This window comes from Roseovarius sp. D0-M9 (genome assembly GCF_037083805.1).
In the GTDB taxonomy this organism is placed as follows: Bacteria; Pseudomonadota; Alphaproteobacteria; order Rhodobacterales; family Rhodobacteraceae; genus Roseovarius.
The window spans coordinates 20,899-35,978 of sequence record NZ_JBAPKZ010000027.1 but is presented as its reverse complement, the minus strand read 5'-3'; the positions used below and the strand labels follow the sequence as shown (position 1 = coordinate 35,978).

The 15,080-nt window shown below is 63.0% G+C and carries 14 protein-coding genes; 1 reads left to right on the top strand and 13 read right to left on the bottom strand.

The annotated features are described in order from the left end of the window. Positions 1-3 precede the first annotated feature (3 nt). The 5 genes from V8352_RS16080 to V8352_RS16060 form a co-directional block, all read right to left on the bottom strand. Positions 4-1,005 carry an ABC transporter ATP-binding protein gene (locus V8352_RS16080; protein ID WP_336425318.1) on the bottom strand — a complete coding sequence of 334 codons (1,002 nt, stop codon included), beginning with the start codon at positions 1,003-1,005 and terminating at the stop codon, positions 4-6. Beyond that, positions 1,002-2,009 (bottom strand): ABC transporter ATP-binding protein, encoded by a 1,008-nt coding sequence (locus tag V8352_RS16075; RefSeq protein WP_336425317.1) that lies wholly within the window; start codon positions 2,007-2,009, stop codon positions 1,002-1,004. Before V8352_RS16075 ends, V8352_RS16080 begins: the two co-directional genes overlap by 4 nt. 4 nt (positions 2,010-2,013) lie before the next feature. Next, entirely contained in the window at positions 2,014-2,916 is a 903-nt protein-coding gene (locus V8352_RS16070; protein ID WP_336425316.1) for an ABC transporter permease, read from the bottom strand. A gap of 1 nt (position 2,917) precedes the next feature. Then, positions 2,918-3,835 (bottom strand): ABC transporter permease, encoded by a 918-nt coding sequence (locus tag V8352_RS16065; protein ID WP_336425315.1) that lies wholly within the window; start codon positions 3,833-3,835, stop codon positions 2,918-2,920. 93 nt (positions 3,836-3,928) lie between these two features. Beyond that, positions 3,929-5,419 carry an ABC transporter substrate-binding protein gene (locus tag V8352_RS16060; RefSeq protein ID WP_336425339.1) on the bottom strand — a complete coding sequence of 497 codons (1,491 nt, stop codon included), beginning with the start codon at positions 5,417-5,419 and terminating at the stop codon, positions 3,929-3,931. Positions 5,420-5,632: 213 nt separating this feature from the next. On the opposite strand from V8352_RS16060, the gene V8352_RS16055 reads away from it, so the two are divergent. After that, positions 5,633-6,409: an IclR family transcriptional regulator gene (locus V8352_RS16055; protein ID WP_336425314.1), complete on the top strand. Its 777-nt coding sequence runs from the start codon at positions 5,633-5,635 to the stop codon at positions 6,407-6,409. A gap of 13 nt (positions 6,410-6,422) precedes the next feature. Here V8352_RS16055 and V8352_RS16050 read toward each other — a convergent pair whose 3' ends face one another. From V8352_RS16050 to V8352_RS16015, 8 genes are all read right to left on the bottom strand, one after another. After that, entirely contained in the window at positions 6,423-7,262 is an 840-nt protein-coding gene (locus V8352_RS16050) for a KpsF/GutQ family sugar-phosphate isomerase (protein WP_442971053.1), read from the bottom strand. 373 nt (positions 7,263-7,635) lie between these two features. Beyond that, positions 7,636-8,802: a DegT/DnrJ/EryC1/StrS family aminotransferase gene (locus V8352_RS16045; protein ID WP_336425313.1), complete on the bottom strand. Its 1,167-nt coding sequence runs from the start codon at positions 8,800-8,802 to the stop codon at positions 7,636-7,638. After that, entirely contained in the window at positions 8,799-9,743 is a 945-nt protein-coding gene (locus V8352_RS16040) for an NAD-dependent epimerase/dehydratase family protein (RefSeq protein WP_336425312.1), read from the bottom strand. Before V8352_RS16040 ends, V8352_RS16045 begins: the two co-directional genes overlap by 4 nt. Next, the gene (gmd, locus tag V8352_RS16035; RefSeq protein WP_336425311.1) at positions 9,740-10,855 is read right to left on the bottom strand and encodes a GDP-mannose 4,6-dehydratase; all 1,116 of its coding nucleotides are present in this window, start codon (positions 10,853-10,855) and stop codon (positions 9,740-9,742) included. Before gmd ends, V8352_RS16040 begins: the two co-directional genes overlap by 4 nt. A 152-nt stretch (positions 10,856-11,007) precedes the next feature. Further along, a complete protein-coding gene (locus V8352_RS16030; protein WP_336425310.1) occupies positions 11,008-12,429 on the bottom strand; it encodes a mannose-1-phosphate guanylyltransferase/mannose-6-phosphate isomerase in 1,422 nt (473 codons plus the stop codon). Positions 12,430-12,575: 146 nt separating this feature from the next. Then, positions 12,576-13,307 (bottom strand): peptidase, encoded by a 732-nt coding sequence (locus V8352_RS16025; RefSeq protein WP_336425309.1) that lies wholly within the window; start codon positions 13,305-13,307, stop codon positions 12,576-12,578. A 33-nt stretch (positions 13,308-13,340) separates the two neighbouring features. Beyond that, the gene (locus tag V8352_RS16020; protein ID WP_336425308.1) at positions 13,341-14,138 is read right to left on the bottom strand and encodes a transglutaminase family protein; all 798 of its coding nucleotides are present in this window, start codon (positions 14,136-14,138) and stop codon (positions 13,341-13,343) included. After that, complete coding sequence (locus V8352_RS16015; protein WP_336425307.1) at positions 14,139-15,080, bottom strand: alpha-E domain-containing protein; 942 nt, start codon at positions 15,078-15,080, stop codon at positions 14,139-14,141.

Below are 15,080 nucleotides of genomic sequence, written 5' to 3'. Positions count from 1 at the left end.
CAGTTAGACGGTGAAATCAGGCCGATACATCTTGCTCGCGGGATCATGCAGATGGCACTCGACCAGCCCATCATCGCGCGCGCCCGGCCGCAGCACGGGTTGCGGCGCCGCCACCTTGCACTGATCCTCGGCAAAGGGACAACGGGGATGAAAATGGCATCCCGGCGGCGGTGCAATCGGGTTGGGATAGGCCGCGCCCAGCTGCGTATCGGGCACGCCCAGCGATGGATCGGGCGTCAGCACCGAATTGAGCAGCGCGCGCGCATAGGGATGGCGCGGTGCATCAAAGAGCGCGCCCACCTCGGCCTCCTCGACGATGCGGCCCAGATACATGACCGCCACGCGGGTCGCGAGATGCTCGACCACCGCCAGATCGTGGCTGATGAAGAGATAGGTCAGCCCGAATTCCGCCCGTAGATCATTGAGCAGGTTCAGGATCTGGCTCTGCACCGACACATCCAGCGCCGATGTCGGCTCATCGCAGATCACGATCTCGGGGCGCATGATGAGCGCGCGGGCAATCGCGACGCGCTGGCGCTGGCCGCCCGACATCTGGCTGGGATAGGTGTTCAGCACGCGCGCGGGCAGACCGACGAGGTCCAGCGTCTCGCGCACGGATTTCTCGCGGCTGGCCGCATCCCCGATGCCATGCACGCGCAGTGGCAGCGAGACGATGTCCATGATCGTCTTGCGCGGATTGAGCGACGAATAGGGGTCCTGAAAGATCGGCTGGATGCGCCGCGCAAGGGCAAGGCGGTCCTGACCGCCGATCTCCTCGCCATCGACCAGAACCTTGCCCGATGTCGGCATCTCCAGCCCCAGAAGGATCTTGGCCAGTGTCGACTTGCCACAACCGGATTCGCCGACAAGGCCCAGCACCTCGCCCCGGCCCAGCGTCAGCGAGACATCGTTGACGGCTGTCAGGGGTTTGGCCTTGCCCAGAAGGCCCTGCTTGACGCGATAGGTCTTGGCGACGTTTTGCAGCTCTAGAACAGGGGCGTTCATGCGGTTTCTCCTTCAGCGGCGCGCGCGCCATCGGGGTGGACGCATCGGAATTTATGAAGCGCCTCGCCTCGCTTGGGGATGGCATCGCGGCAGGCATCCACCGCATGGGGGCAGCGGGTGCGAAAGGCGCAGCCCTGCACCTCGCCGACGAGGGAGGGCACGATGCCAGGGATCGTGCCCAGCTGCGCACCGCGCGCCGTCTTGCCGGGCTGCGGGATGCAATGGATCAGGCCGCGCGTGTAGGGATGCAGGGGCGTGACAAAGACGTCGCTGGCAGGGCCGCTCTCGACCAGCTCGCCCGCATACATGACGCCCACCTTGTCCGCGACGCGGGCCACGACACCCAGATCATGGGTGATCAGGATCATGGCGACATTCATCTCCTTGGTCAGATCCACCAGAAGGCGCAGGATCTGGGCCTGGATCGTCACGTCCAGCGCGGTCGTCGGCTCATCCGCGATGATGAGTTCGGGCTCGCACATCAGCGCCATCGCAATGACGACGCGCTGGCGCAGACCGCCAGATAGCTGGTGGGGGTATTGGCCCAATCGACTGGCGGCGGCGGTGATGCCGACTTTTTCCAGCAGCTCGATCGCACGTTTGCGCGCGACATCGCGGCTGACGTTGCGGTGCAGTTGCAGCGCCTCGATCAACTGGTCGCCGATGGTATAGGCAGGGTTGAGCGATGTCATCGGCTCTTGAAAGATCATCGCGATCCGGTCGCCGCGCAGGGCGCGCATCTGGCTCCTTGACGCAGTTGTCAGCTCGGTCCCGTCAAAGTCCATGCGCTCGGCACTGCGGCGGATGTTCTTCTCAAGCAGGCCCATGATCGCAAGCGAGGTCAGGGACTTGCCCGACCCGGATTCCCCGACGATGCAGAGCGTCTCGCCCCGGTGCAGATCGAAATCAAGTCCGCGGACGGCATGGAGCACACCATTGGACATCGGGATGTCCAGCGTCAGGCCCCGCACCGAAAGCAGCGGTTTGGCATTGGCGTCACTCATGGCTTCAGCTCCGGTTTTCGGGGGCGGTGACGTCGCGCAGTCCGTCGCCCATAAGATTGATCGCCAGCACCAGCACGAAGAGGACGACGCCGGGGATCAGCACCAGCCACGGCTCGAACAGCATCATGTTCTTGCCCTCAGAAACCATCAGGCCCCAGCTGGGCGTTGGCGGTTGCACCCCGAGGCCGAGAAACGACAGCGCCGCTTCCAGCAAGATCGCATGCGCCATTTCCAGCGTGACGATCACGATCAGGTTGTTGGCGATATTGGGCATGATCTCGGACAGGATCACGCGCGGGGTCGAGGCGCCGATGGCCTGCGCCGCGTGCACATACTCGCGCCGGCGCACCTGCAATGTCGAGGCGCGCATGACGACGGCAAAGCGATCCCAGAGCAAGAGGCCCAGCACGCCGATCACCACCTGAAGCGAGCCGCCAAGGATGGCAACCACCGCCAGCGCGACCAGAACGACAGGCATGGCAAGGCGCACGTTGATCAGGAAAGTGACGACTGCATCCACCTTGCCGCCGAAATAGCCGGCGGCAACGCCCATCGCAGTGCCGATCACGCCCGAAATCAGCGCAGCAATCGCGCCGATCAGCAGCGACACCCGCGCACCATAGATGAGGCGCGACAGGTAATCGCGGCCCAGATGGTCAGTGCCCAGCGGATGCTCCCACGTGCCGCCCATGAACACAGGTTCGATCATGCGCTTGGTCAGAGTTTGGGCATAGGGATCATGCGGTGCCAGCACGGGCGCCAGAATCGCAACGACCACCAATGCAAGGACAACACCGACACCAAAGAGCAGACCGGTATGGCCCCTCACCCGCTTGCGCAGGATCTGGCGGGGCGTCGGCCCCTGAATTTCCTCCAGCAGAGGATCGACTGTCTTGTGAGCCGCCATGTTACGAACTCCTCATGCGCGGATCGAGCCATGCGTTCAGCACGTCGGCCAGAAAGGTGAAGATGATGTAGAACATCGAGAAGATGAGGATCAGCGCCTGCACCGTGGGCAGATCGTTGCGCGCGATGCTCTCCCAGGCGAGGTATCCGGCGCCGTGCAGGGCAAAGACCGACTCGACCACGATCGAGCCACCCAGCATGAAGCCCATCTGAACGGCCGCAAGGCTGACCACCGGGATAATCGCATTACGCAGCGCATGTTTGAACAATACGCGCCCCTCGCCAGCGCCCTTGGCCCGCGCGGTGCGGATGTAGTCCGAATTCAGCACCTCAAGCATCCCGGCGCGCGTCAGGCGCATGATGGCAGGCATCGCGTAATATCCCAGCACGATGGTCGGCATGATGAAATGCCGCCAAGAGTCCGCGCCCGAAGGCGGCAGCCACCCCAGCGTGATCCCGAAAAGCACGATCAGGATCAGACCGAACCAGAAGCTGGGCATCGCCTGACCGGCCACCGACAAAAACAGCGCGACACGGTCGATGATCGAATTGGGCCGGATCGCGGCAGCCACGCCCAGTGGCACGGCGGTCAGCAGCGCAAAGGTGATGCCGCAGACACCCAGCGTCATGGTGACCGACAGGCGGTCACCGATCAGCGTCGATACCGGCAATTTGAAGTAATAGCTCTCGCCGAAATCGCCCTGCAACGCCTGCCACAGCCATTCGCCGTATTGCACCAGCATGGGCCGGTCGAAGCCGTAAAGGCGGCGCAGCGATTCGATATCCTCGCCGCTGGCCGTTTCCCCCGCGAGGGCCGCCGCCGGATCCCCCGACAGGAACAGCAAGGAGAAACTGATGAAGCTGACCGTGAAGGCCACAAGGAGGGCGAGGCCCAGCCTTTTGAGTATGAATGGCAGCATGTGCCGCTATCTCCCTGCCGGATTTGCAATTGGCTTGGCGCGCAAAAGAAAGGCCCGGAGGATCCGCAGATCCTCCGGGCCCAAAAGCGTGCTTTAGTTCCAGGTCATATCGGTAAAGCGCAGCACCTCGTCCGCCGTCGGGGTGTAGTCCACCTCTTCGGTCATGACGTAGTTGGTGTTGTAGCTGAACATCGGCGCCCAATAGGCCTCATCCGCGATGCGCTGCAGCGCCTTGCGATAGAACTCCTTGCGCTCTTCAGGGTCCGTCGAGCTGTCAGCAACGTCCAGCCATTCCTTGGTCTGGTCGTCCTGCGCGTCGTCGAGGCTGCCGTGCTTGAAGAACTGGCTGACCATCGCAGAGGCGTCATTGACCGAAAAGCTGCCCCAAGTCAGGAAGGCCAGCGGCACTTCGCCCTTCATGTTCAGCTCCCGCAGGGCCGAATATTGCAGCAGCTTGAACTCGGTGTCGATGCCGACGGCGTTCAGATAGCTGGTGATCGCCTCGGCATACTCGCGGTCGCGATAGGCATAGAATTCGGTGCTGAAACCATCCTCATAGCCTGCCTCGGCCAGCAGCTCGCGTGCCTTTTCGGGATCATACTCATAGCTGGTCACATCCTGCGCGCAGCCGAACTGGCTGGGGAAGCACGCGGTCGAGACGACCTTGGACTTGCCCTTGAGCAGGTTGTCGACAAGCGCCTGACGGTCGATGGCGTGGTTAACCGCTTGGCGCACCTTCAGATCCGTAAAGGGGTTCGGGTCCATGCCGGACCGGCCCGCCGCATCCATCGACAGATAGCCGACACGCATCGTCGACTCGTTCAGCACGGTAAAGCGATCATCCATCTCGGCCATTTTTTCGGCCTGATCCGCCGGCACCTGCCAGATCAGATCCAGCGAGCCTGAAAAGAGCTCGGCCAGCTGGGTGTTGACGTCCGGAATGGTGCGGATGTCGATTTTTTCGATCGAGGGCTGGCCCTTGGGGCTGTCATGGTAGTTCTCGTTCTTTTCCAGAACGAAATGCTGGCCCGGAACCACTTCGACGGCCTTGTAGGGGCCGGTGCCCACGGGCTTCAGGCCCATGCCCGACGGCCCGACTTCGGCATAATATTCGGCCGGATACATCGACACAGGGCCGGACAGGAATTCGATCGCCGCCGGGAACACATCCTTGGTGGTGATGCGCACGGTATAATCGTCGATCTTCTCGGCGGCCTCCATCCAGTTCACGTTGCGCTGTGTCTTGACGCCATTCTCTTCCTTGGCGACGAAATTGACGGTAGCGACGACATCATCTGCCGTGAAGTCGGAGCCGTCATGGAAAGTGACGCCCTCGCGCAGCTTCAATTCCAGCGTCTTGTCGTCGATCCACTCCCAGCTGGTGGCCAGATTGCCCTCATACTCGTTGGTGATGGGATCGCGGTAGATCAGACCATCCCAGATTGCGCGCTGCAGCACGACACCCTCGCGCGACGAGTTGAAGAAGCTGTCGACATTCTCCAGCTCCTTGGTGAAGGCGACACTCAACGTGCCGCTGGCCTTGTCGGCCATTGCGGCGCCGCTGGCCCCGACGCTCAGCGCCATTGCAAGCGCGGTGGATTTCAAAAACGTGGCTCTCATATAGTGTTCTCCCTGCCGCAGAGGCGCTGCGGTGCCGTATTTTGGATTGCGCTCCAAGATATATCATATAATGATATGCTAGATCACAATGTAGTTAACTACAAACCTGCCCCAAGCGATAAATCAAGAGCGAATTTCCGGCATTTTAGTTAAACCGTTACAATCGATAGGGATTTGATGAGTAAACCAAAGCAGAACACTCTGTTCGTCGGCTCATTGGCCAAGGGCCTGCGCCTGCTTCAAGCCTTTGATGAGACGCATACAGAGCTGTCGCTGGCCGGGTTGGCAGAGATCACGGGCCTCGACAAGAGCGCCGTGCAACGGCTGGCCAACACCCTGCATGTCGAGGGTATGCTGGAAAAGGATCCGGTGACGCGGCGCTATCGGCCCTCGCACGCATGGCTGCGGCTGGCCTATGCCTATTACTGGTCCGACCCCCTCATCGCCCGCGCCATGCCCAAGCTGATCGACCTCGCCCAGCGGCTGGGCGAGACGGTCAATTTAGGGCAATTGTCCGATGAATACATCATTTACGCCGTGCGCCTGCCCTGCACTCGCACGCATTTCGCTGCCTCGGTGCCCGGCCGCCGGGTTCCGGCGCTGAGCACGTCAGCGGGGCAAGCGATCTTGGCAACGCATTCCCCCGCCGACTGCGCAGCGGCGATCCGCGATTGGCACCTGCACGCCCACACCCCCCAGACGACAGTGGACCGCGCGGCCATCGCCGAGCAGATCGAGACGGCACGCGCAGAGGGTTATGCCATCACCCATAACCAGATGATTCTCAATGAAATCGGCATCGCCTGCGCTGTGCGTGGCCCCGATGGGCGCGCTTGGGCGGCTGTGCACTGCTCGGTCTCGTCGCACCACTGGGACGACGCGCGCATCCGGCAGGACATCCTGCCCTGGCTGCAAGATACGGCGAACGCCATCTCGCCCCAGATGCGCGTCTGACTGGCCCGGTGCCCTAGACGACGCCCGCGCGCAGCAGATCATGCAGGTGCAACACGCCCACCGGGCGGTTGCCGGCATCCGCAACGATCAAAACCGTCAGCGCGCGCGCATTCAGCAGCGCCAGCGCCTCGGGGGCCGAGCAGTCGGGCGGAACGCTTGCTGGCTTTTTCGTGGCCACGTCAAGCGCACGGCGCTCCATCAACCCGTCCATGTTGCGGCGCAAGTCACCATCGGTGATGACGCCGCTGATGATGCCGTCGCGCACCAATATGCACACGCCGAACCCCTTGGAGGTCATCGCCAGCAGCACATCGGCCATCGGCGCATCATCGTCCAGCACCGGCAGGGCATCGCCCGAATGCATCAGGTCGGCAACGCTGCGCATCTGTGCGCCCAGCTTGCCGCCCGGATGGTAGACGCCGAAATCCTTGGGGGCAAATCCGCGCCGCTCCATCAGCGCCACGGCCAGCGCGTCACCCAGCGCCAGCGTCAGCGTCGTCGAGGTGGTCGGCGCCAGTCCGATCGGGCACGCCTCGGGGCACGCGGGAAGGGTCAGGCGATGATCCGCCGCTTTCATCAGCGTGCTGCCGGATTTGGACGAAATCCCGATCATCGGAATGCTGAAGCGCTGTGTGTGGTAAACGATGTCGCGCAGCTCTGCCGTCTCGCCGGAATTGGAGATCAAGAGGCACACGTCATCCGGGCCGATCATGCCCAGATCACCGTGGCTGGCTTCGGTCGCATGAACGAAATAGGCGGGCGTTCCCGTCGAGGCCAGCGTCGCTGCGATCTTGCGCCCGATATGGCCCGACTTGCCAATGCCCGACACGATCACACGGCCCTTGCAGGCCATCACCGTCTCGACCGCGCCCGCGAAATCTTCGGGCAGGTTTTCGGACATATGGCGCAGCGCGTCCGCTTCGATTTCCAACACCTTGCGCGCGGCCGCAACGCTGTTGTCGCGGTCCTGGGCCTNTTCGGACATATGGCGCAGCGCGTCCGCTTCGATTTCCAACACCTTGCGCGCGGCCGCAACGCTGTTGTCGCGGTCCTGGGCCTTGGGATGGGGCACGGGCATGGGATGCATTTGAAACCTTCGGGCATAGCGAAATCTACGATGCGCGCACCATAGCCGTTCGGCTGCGGTCAAGCCAGACCCGGCGGGGGGCTTGGGCAGGCGGCTGCCCAAGCCCCCCCCCCCGCCGGTGGCCCCTTCCTTAGCGGTCCTAGAACGCTTTGAGGTGGGTTATGGCGTCTTCTATGGGGTAGTGGTGGTTTCCGACGAAGAGGCCGCGGGTGTCGAGGTAGTCGGCGTTTGGCAGCTCGCCGTGGATGTCGAAGTTGAAGTGCTTCACGATTTCCTTGCGCGCGAAGTTGCCGGCCACGATGGGGCGGCATTCAAATCCTGCCGCTTCGAGGCCGCGCACCACATCGGCGCGGCTGTCTGCCAGCTCGGGGCGCAGGATCAGGCTGAAGCCGAACCAGCTGCTCTGGCCGATCTCGCGCTGGATGCGGAATTTCGGGTGGTCCTGCATGGCGGCCACGAAGGCTTCCGCGTTGCGCCGCCGCCCGGCGACCAGCCCGTCCAGCTTGGCCAGCTGCTCGATCCCCACCGCGCCCGACATCTCCAGCGGGCGCAGGTTGTAGCCGGGCAGGACAAAGCGAAAGCTCTCCTCGAAGGGATCATCGCTTTTCTCGCCGGTGACGTGGTTCTGCTTGGGCAGGTTGCGCGTCCAGCCATGGGCGCGCAAGGACAGCATGACGTGATACAGCTCCTCGTCGTCGGTCACGACGACGCCGCCCTCCATGGTCGAGATGTGATGCGAGAAGAACGTCGAGAATGTCCCCATGACGCCGAAGGTGCCGCAGTGCCTGCCGCCCAGTTTTGCGCCCATGGACTCGCAGTTATCCTCGATCATGACGATGCCGCGCCCCTCGGTGATGCGGGCGATGGCGTCGAAATCATTGGGGTTGCCCAAGAGGTTGACCACCATCAGCGCACGGGTGCGGTCCGTCACCGCATCGGCCAGCGCATCCAGATCGTAATTCAGCGTCTCGGCGTCGACGTCCACGAACTTCAGCTTCAGCCCGTATTGGTGCAGCGGATAGTAGGTCGTCGACCAGCTGACGGCGGGCACGATCACCTCGTCGCCGGGCTTGAGCCGCAGATCGGGGTTGGACGTATAGGCCAGCGCGGCCACCATCAGCAGGTTGGCCGAGGAACCGGAATTGACCATCACCGCGAAATTGGCGCCGAAATGCGCGGCAAAGCGGCGCTCGAACTCGGCCACCTCGGCGCCCATGGTAAAGCGGTCCGAGGCGATGACGCGTTGCAGCGCGTCCTGTTCGGCCTGATCCCAGGAAGAGGTGGCAAGGGGAAAACGCGCGCTCATGAGGACAGCCTTTCGAGGTAGAATTGATAGGTGGCGGCCATTCCGGCCTGCAGATCCGTTTGCGGGGTCCAGCCCCATGCGGTCTGGCGCGACGTATCGCACAGCTTTTGCTTCATGCCGACCGGCTTGCTCAGGTCATGGGTGAACTGGCCGTTCCAGCCGATCACGGCGGCGGCGGCGGCGTAATACGCGTTGATCGAATGATCCGTGCCCACGCCGACATTCATCAGGTCCGGCAGCGCATCGACATCGCCCGCCGCGCGCAGCACGGCCTCGGCCAGATCGCCCGCATACATGAACTCGCGCCGCGCGGTGCCGTCGCCCCAGATCTCGACCGTGTCGCGGCCCGCCGTGCGCGCCTCGTGGATCTTGGCGATGACGGCGGGGAGCATATGCGACGCGGCGGCATCGAAGGTGTCGTGGCGGCCATAGAGATTGCAGGGGATCAGCGTCTTGTACTGCAAGTCGGGCGTCTCTGTGCGGATGTATTGGCACAGGCGCAGCGCCATGATCTTGGCCAGCGCATAGCCCTCGTTCGTCGGCTCGAGCGGGCCGGTCAGCACCATCTCCTCGGCCAGCGGACTCGGCGCGGTGCGCGGATAGATGCAGGTGGAGGCCAGATTGATGAGGCGCGGCACCCCGGCGGCCCGCGCGCCCATGATGACATTGCGCCCGATCGCGGTGTTGACGTCCAGAAAGGCGACGGGATTGGCGATATTGGCCTGAATGCCACCCACCCGGCCTGCCGCATGCACGATGATGTCGGGGGCCTCATGGGCGATATAGGCGGCGGTGGCGGCCGCATCGGTCAGGTCCAGCTCGGCGCTGGTGGGCGCGAGGATGTCCCACTCGGCCGCCCGCGCATGTTCGCGGATGTTGCACCCGACCATGCCGCGCCCGCCGGTCAGCAGCATCCGGCCGCGATGTCCGGTATCGCTCATTCGCTGTGTCCCTGGCTGCTGTCATAGCCGTGCGCCGCCAGCAGCGCATGGCGGCGCGCGCTCTTGAGATCCTCGGCGACCATCTCGGCGCACATCTCGCGCGCGGTGATCTCGGGCACCCAGCCCAGCTTGGCCTTGGCCTTGGACGGATCGCCCAGCAGGGTCTCGACCTCGGCGGGGCGGAAGTACCGCGGATCGATGCGCAGGATGACCTGCCCCGGTTTGACGTGCGGCGCGCTATCGCCCTCGACCTGCCGGACCACGGCGACCTCGTCGATGCCCGTGCCCTGAAAGTCCAGCGTGATGCCCAGATCGGCGGCGGCCCAGGTGATGAAATCGCGCACCGAGTGCTGCACCCCGGTGGCGATGACGAAATCCTCGGGCGTGTCCTGTTGCAGCATCATCCACTGCATGCGCACGTAATCCTTGGCATGGCCCCAGTCCCGCAGGGCGTCGATGTTGCCCATGTAGAGCATGTCATCGAGACCTTGCGCGATATTGGCCAGACCGCGCGTGATCTTGCGCGTCACGAAGGTCTCGCCCCGGCGCGGGCTTTCGTGGTTGAACAGGATACCGTTGCACGCATACATGCCATAGGCTTCGCGGTAGTTGACCGCGATCCAATAGGCATAAAGCTTGGCCACGCCGTAGGGCGAGCGAGGGTGGAACGGCGTCGTCTCGGTCTGCGGTGTTTCCTGAACCAGCCCGTATAGCTCGGAAGTGGAGGCCTGGTAGAAACGGCAGCTCTTCTCCATCCCCAGAAAGCGCATCGCCTCGAGCAGGCGCAGCGTGCCGATGGCATCGACATCCGCCGTATACTCCGGCGCCTCGAAGCTGACGGCGACATGGCTTTGCGCGCCAAGGTTATAGATCTCGTCGGGCTGGATCTCGGACAGAAGGCGCGTGAGGTTGGAGGTATCGGTCAGATCGCCGTAATGCAGGCGAAACCGCGGCTCTTCATGGATGTCCTTGAACAGGTGGTCGATACGCTGGGTGTTGAACGATGATGCACGGCGCTTGAGCCCATGCACCTCATACCCCTTTTCCAGCAAGAGCTCGACCAGATACGAGCCATCCTGCCCCGTGGTACCGGTCACAAAGGCCTTTTTCATCGTCATCTCCGATCAGTCAGCGCGCGCGCGCCCCGCAACGAGGCCGTCGCCGGATACAACACTGCGTGTCGTCACACAAGGTAAGCCCGTTTACTCGCAGGCCAGTCTACTCGCAGGCCAGTCTACTCGGGGCCAGTCTACTCGGGGCCAGTCTACTCGCGGGCATAGATGTCCTCGTAGCGGATGATGTCATCCTCGCCCAGATAGCTGCCGGTCTGCACCTCGATCAGGACCATCGGCAGCTTGCCGGGGTTTTCCATGCGATGCACCGCGCCCAAGGGGATATAGACGGATTGGTTCTCGCTCAGCAGATGCACCTGGTCGCCGACGGTGACGCGCGCGGTGCCCTCGACCACCACCCAATGCTCGGACCGGTGATGATGGCTTTGCAGGCTCAGGCTCGCGCCCGGGTTGACGACGATCCGCTTGACCTGGAACCGTCCGCCGATCGCGAGGCTCTCGTACCAGCCCCAGGGGCGATAATCGCGCGGCAGTTGCACCGCTTGTGATGCGCCCCGCGCCTTGAGCGCGCTGACCGCCTCCTTGACGCGCTGCGCCTCGGATTTATGCGCCACCAGCACCGCGTCGTTCATCGCGATGGCAACGATGTCCTTCAACCCGATCCCGACCAGCTCGACATCGGCGGACTCCGAGCGCAAGAGCGTATCCTCGCAGGAAATCGCCGTGGCGTGATCCGAGCAGACATTGCCCTCGGCATCGGGCCCCGACTCCAGCCAGACAGCATCCCAGCCGCCAAGGTCGGACCAGCCCGCAGTATAGGGCATGACGGCCAGATTCTGCGCCTTCTCCATGATGGCATAATCGATCGAGATATCCTCGGCCGCGGCCCATGGCCCCGCGGCGAGCCGGGTAAAGCCCAGATCACGGCTCGCCGCATCATGCGCGGCCTGCACCGCCTCCAGCATGGCGGGCGCATGGTCGCGGTAGGCGGCAATCACGGCCTCGGCAGAGCACAGGAATATCCCCGCATTCCACAGGAAGTTGCCAGCCGCCAGCATTTGCTGCGCGCGCGCCTCATCCGGCTTCTCGACAAAGCGGGCGAGTGATTGGGGCGCGCCTGCGCCTGCATCGGTGCCAGATGCCAGCTCCAGATAGCCATACCCCGTCTCGGGGCGTGTGGGTGCGATGCCGAAGGTGACCAGATCGCCGTCCCGCGCGCGCGGCGCGGCAGCCTCGACAGCGGCGCGAAACGCGCCTGCATCGGGGATGACATGATCCGAGGGCGCGATCAGCATCAACGCGCCCGCGTCCCCTTCGGCCAGCCACAGCGCAGCAGCCAGCACCGCAGGCGCGGTATTGCGCCCCTCGGGCTCGATCAGGATGCCCTGGGGCGCCTGGCTGATCTGGGCCAATTGCTCGGTCACGATAAAGCGGAAGGGATCACCCGTCACGACCAGCGGCGCGGCAAACCCCTCGCCCGAAAGACGGCGCGCGGAGGCCTGAAAAAGGCTCTCATCGCCCATGAGCCGCGCGAACTGCTTGGGGTAGGACTTGCGCGACAGCGGCCAAAGCCGCGTCCCGGATCCGCCGCATAGAAGAACAGGAGTAATCATTTAATATCCCATGCGGTTTTCTGCCAAATACTCCGAAACAGCAGGTCATTCAGCCAGCAACCTGCCCGCTTTCCAAAAAGGTTTCAACTTGCAATGGATGGATGTGGCCATCGGGGCTTTCGGGCAAGGCGGCCCCCGAAGGCACGTCAGAGACTGTAGCTGGGCAACAGCTGAAACGCATCGCGCAGCGCATCGCTCCAGCCGGTCGCAATCTGCTGGTAGATGGCATCATCCGCATTCACCCGCTTGGTGCGGTCGCACGCGAAGGAATCGTTCTCATAAACCAGCAGGTCAAAGGGCAGGCCCACCGAGAGGTTCGATTTTACCGTCGAATCGAACGAGACCAGCAGCAGCTTGATCGCTTCGGCGAAATCCATTTTGCCATCATAGGCGCGCACGAGGATCGGCTTGCCATATTTCGTCTCACCAATCTGAAAGAAAGGCGTGTCATCGGTGATCTCGATGAAATTCCCCTCGGGATAGATCATGAAGACCGTGGGCTTGCCGCCCTTGATCTGACCGCCGACGATGATCGATGCGCCAAACTGGTCGTCCGACGTCTGACCCGACGGGGACGAATTGGTGATGACTTCTTTCAACGTCGCACCAACCAGTCGCGCGACCTGAAACATCGTGGGCTGGCGCAGGATGCCGGGATTGCGCTCCTCCTCCGAGACGGAGCGCTCTTCAAGCAGGCTGATCAATGCCTGCGTCGTGGCCAGATTGCCCGCGGTCAGGATGGTTATCATGCGCTCGCCCGGAACGCTCCACGAGAACATCTTCTTGCTGACGGCGAAATTGTCGACACCCGCACTGGTGCGGGTATCGGACATGAAGAGCAGTCCGCGATCCAGTCGCATGCCGATGCAGTAGGTCATTTTCTTTGTCCAAATGGGTTCGCTGAAATCTCTTTACTGCTGAACTTGTAAAGACACCATCAACGACTCGTCAGCAGACCCCATGCGCAACCCCTCGATCGGCGACGCATCGCGCGCGTCGCGCCCGATGGCAATCCTGACATAGCGCTCGTCCGGCGACACCCCGTTCGAGATGTCAAAGCCGACCCACCCCAAATCGTCCACATAGGCCTCGGCCCAGGCGTGGGTGGCGTCCTGATCGACGCGGTCGTTCATCATCAGATAGCCGCTGACATAGCGCGCCGGGATGCCCGACTGCCGCACCGCCGCGACGAACACCTGCGCGTGATCCTGGCAAACGCCATGACTGCCCCGAAGCGCCTCCTCGGCGGGGGTGTTCACATTCGTCCTGCCGAATTCATATGGCAACGCCTCCAGAATGGTGGCCGACAGCTCATGCAAACTGCCCAGCCGCGTTTCGGGATCGTTCGAGATGCGCGGAAGTGCCATGATCGCCTCGCCGGGCATGGTCAGAAGGGTGGGCTGCACGAAGTGCCACAGCGGCGCACGCCCAAAGACCGGCCCCAGAACGCCCGTGCCGTTCAGGGTCTGGACATTGCCTCTGGCAAGGATGCTCAGCTTCTGCGCTCCGCGCTCGATGCCGACCAGATCGACGTGATTGCCGTAGTGATCGACATAGCTGGTCTCGATCCGGCCACCCATCACCTCGACCGACCAGTCGCGTACCTCTTGCATGGATGACGGCAGGGGCCGCAGGCGCACCTTTTGCAGCGCGTAATCCACCGGGGCGCTGTAGTCGTATTCGGTCGTGTGGCTAATGCGAAGTTCCATCTATTTTATGAACCTGTAGTCTTGCTCGATCTGTCCGGCGATCCCCGCCGTTTCGGTCAAGAGGCCAGTGACGAACGTATGCAGCCCTTCCTCGAAAATCGTGTCGATATCGCGATTTTGCAGCCGCGCGTTCAGCGCGTCGGCCATGTCATGCGAGGTTTCGCGCCGCCCGTATTCCTCGGACAGGTTCGACAGCGACTCGACAATCTGGCTGGCGCAATAGGACAATGATCTGGGCATGCGCCGGTCAAGGATCAGAAACTCCGCGATCGCGGGCGCTGTAAAATCATCCTCGACAGCCCAGCGGAACGAGCGGTGCGCCGAAACCGAGCGCAGGATCGTTTCCCACTGAACATTGTCGAGGCGACTGCCGACGAAGGAGGGCGACGGCAAGAGCGAGTAATACTTGACGTCGATGATGCGCGCGGTGTTGTCCATCCGCTCGATATAGGTGCCGATGCGGCAGAAATCATAGGTATCATTGCGCAGCATCGTGCCATAGAGCGCGCCGCGCACCAGCCCCGATTGCTGCCGGATCGTGGCCAGAACGGCGGGCAATTCGGTCTCGGGGATCGGATCCTGTAGCAACTCGGTAAAGAGCATCCATGTCTCGTTTACGGCTGACCAGACCTCGGTCGTCAGCGCGGTGCGCACCAGCCGCGCGTTATCGCGCGCCGCGCGGATCACCGACAGGACCGAGCTGGGGTTGCTTGTCTCGCGCAGCAGGAAGTTGACGACCTGCGTGCTGTCATAGCCCGAATGCGCGGCCTCATAGGCGCTTTGCGCCGCCGAAGTCTCGATGACCGAGCGCCACTCGGCATCCGCATTCGTGGACCGCGTCAAAGCGATGCGAAATCCCGCCTCAATCAGGCGCGCGGTGTTCTCCGCCCGCTCGAGCGAGCGAAACATCCAGTAAAGGCCGCCTGCAGTTTTTCCCAGCAT

Bases quoted from the DNA above. Each gene is read 5' to 3' on its own strand.
- V8352_RS16080 (WP_336425318.1), bottom strand. From the start codon at position 1,005: ATGAACGCCCCTGTTCTAGAGCTGCAAAACGTCGCCAAGACCTATCGC.
- V8352_RS16075 (WP_336425317.1), bottom strand. From the start codon at position 2,009: ATGAGTGACGCCAATGCCAAACCGCTGCTTTCGGTGCGGGGCCTGACG.
- V8352_RS16070 (WP_336425316.1), bottom strand. From the start codon at position 2,916: ATGGCGGCTCACAAGACAGTCGATCCTCTGCTGGAGGAAATTCAGGGG.
- V8352_RS16065 (WP_336425315.1), bottom strand. From the start codon at position 3,835: ATGCTGCCATTCATACTCAAAAGGCTGGGCCTCGCCCTCCTTGTGGCC.
- V8352_RS16060 (WP_336425339.1), bottom strand. From the start codon at position 5,419: ATGGCGCTGAGCGTCGGGGCCAGCGGCGCCGCAATGGCCGACAAGGCC.
- V8352_RS16055 (WP_336425314.1), top strand. From the start codon at position 5,633: ATGAGTAAACCAAAGCAGAACACTCTGTTCGTCGGCTCATTGGCCAAG.
- V8352_RS16050 (WP_442971053.1), bottom strand. From the start codon at position 7,262: ATGGCCTGCAAGGGCCGTGTGATCGTGTCGGGCATTGGCAAGTCGGGC.
- V8352_RS16045 (WP_336425313.1), bottom strand. From the start codon at position 8,802: ATGAGCGCGCGTTTTCCCCTTGCCACCTCTTCCTGGGATCAGGCCGAA.
- V8352_RS16040 (WP_336425312.1), bottom strand. From the start codon at position 9,743: ATGAGCGATACCGGACATCGCGGCCGGATGCTGCTGACCGGCGGGCGC.
- gmd (WP_336425311.1), bottom strand. From the start codon at position 10,855: ATGAAAAAGGCCTTTGTGACCGGTACCACGGGGCAGGATGGCTCGTAT.
- V8352_RS16030 (WP_336425310.1), bottom strand. From the start codon at position 12,429: ATGATTACTCCTGTTCTTCTATGCGGCGGATCCGGGACGCGGCTTTGG.
- V8352_RS16025 (WP_336425309.1), bottom strand. From the start codon at position 13,307: ATGACCTACTGCATCGGCATGCGACTGGATCGCGGACTGCTCTTCATG.
- V8352_RS16020 (WP_336425308.1), bottom strand. From the start codon at position 14,138: ATGGAACTTCGCATTAGCCACACGACCGAATACGACTACAGCGCCCCG.
- V8352_RS16015 (WP_336425307.1), bottom strand. From the start codon at position 15,080: ATGCTGGGAAAAACTGCAGGCGGCCTTTACTGGATGTTTCGCTCGCTC.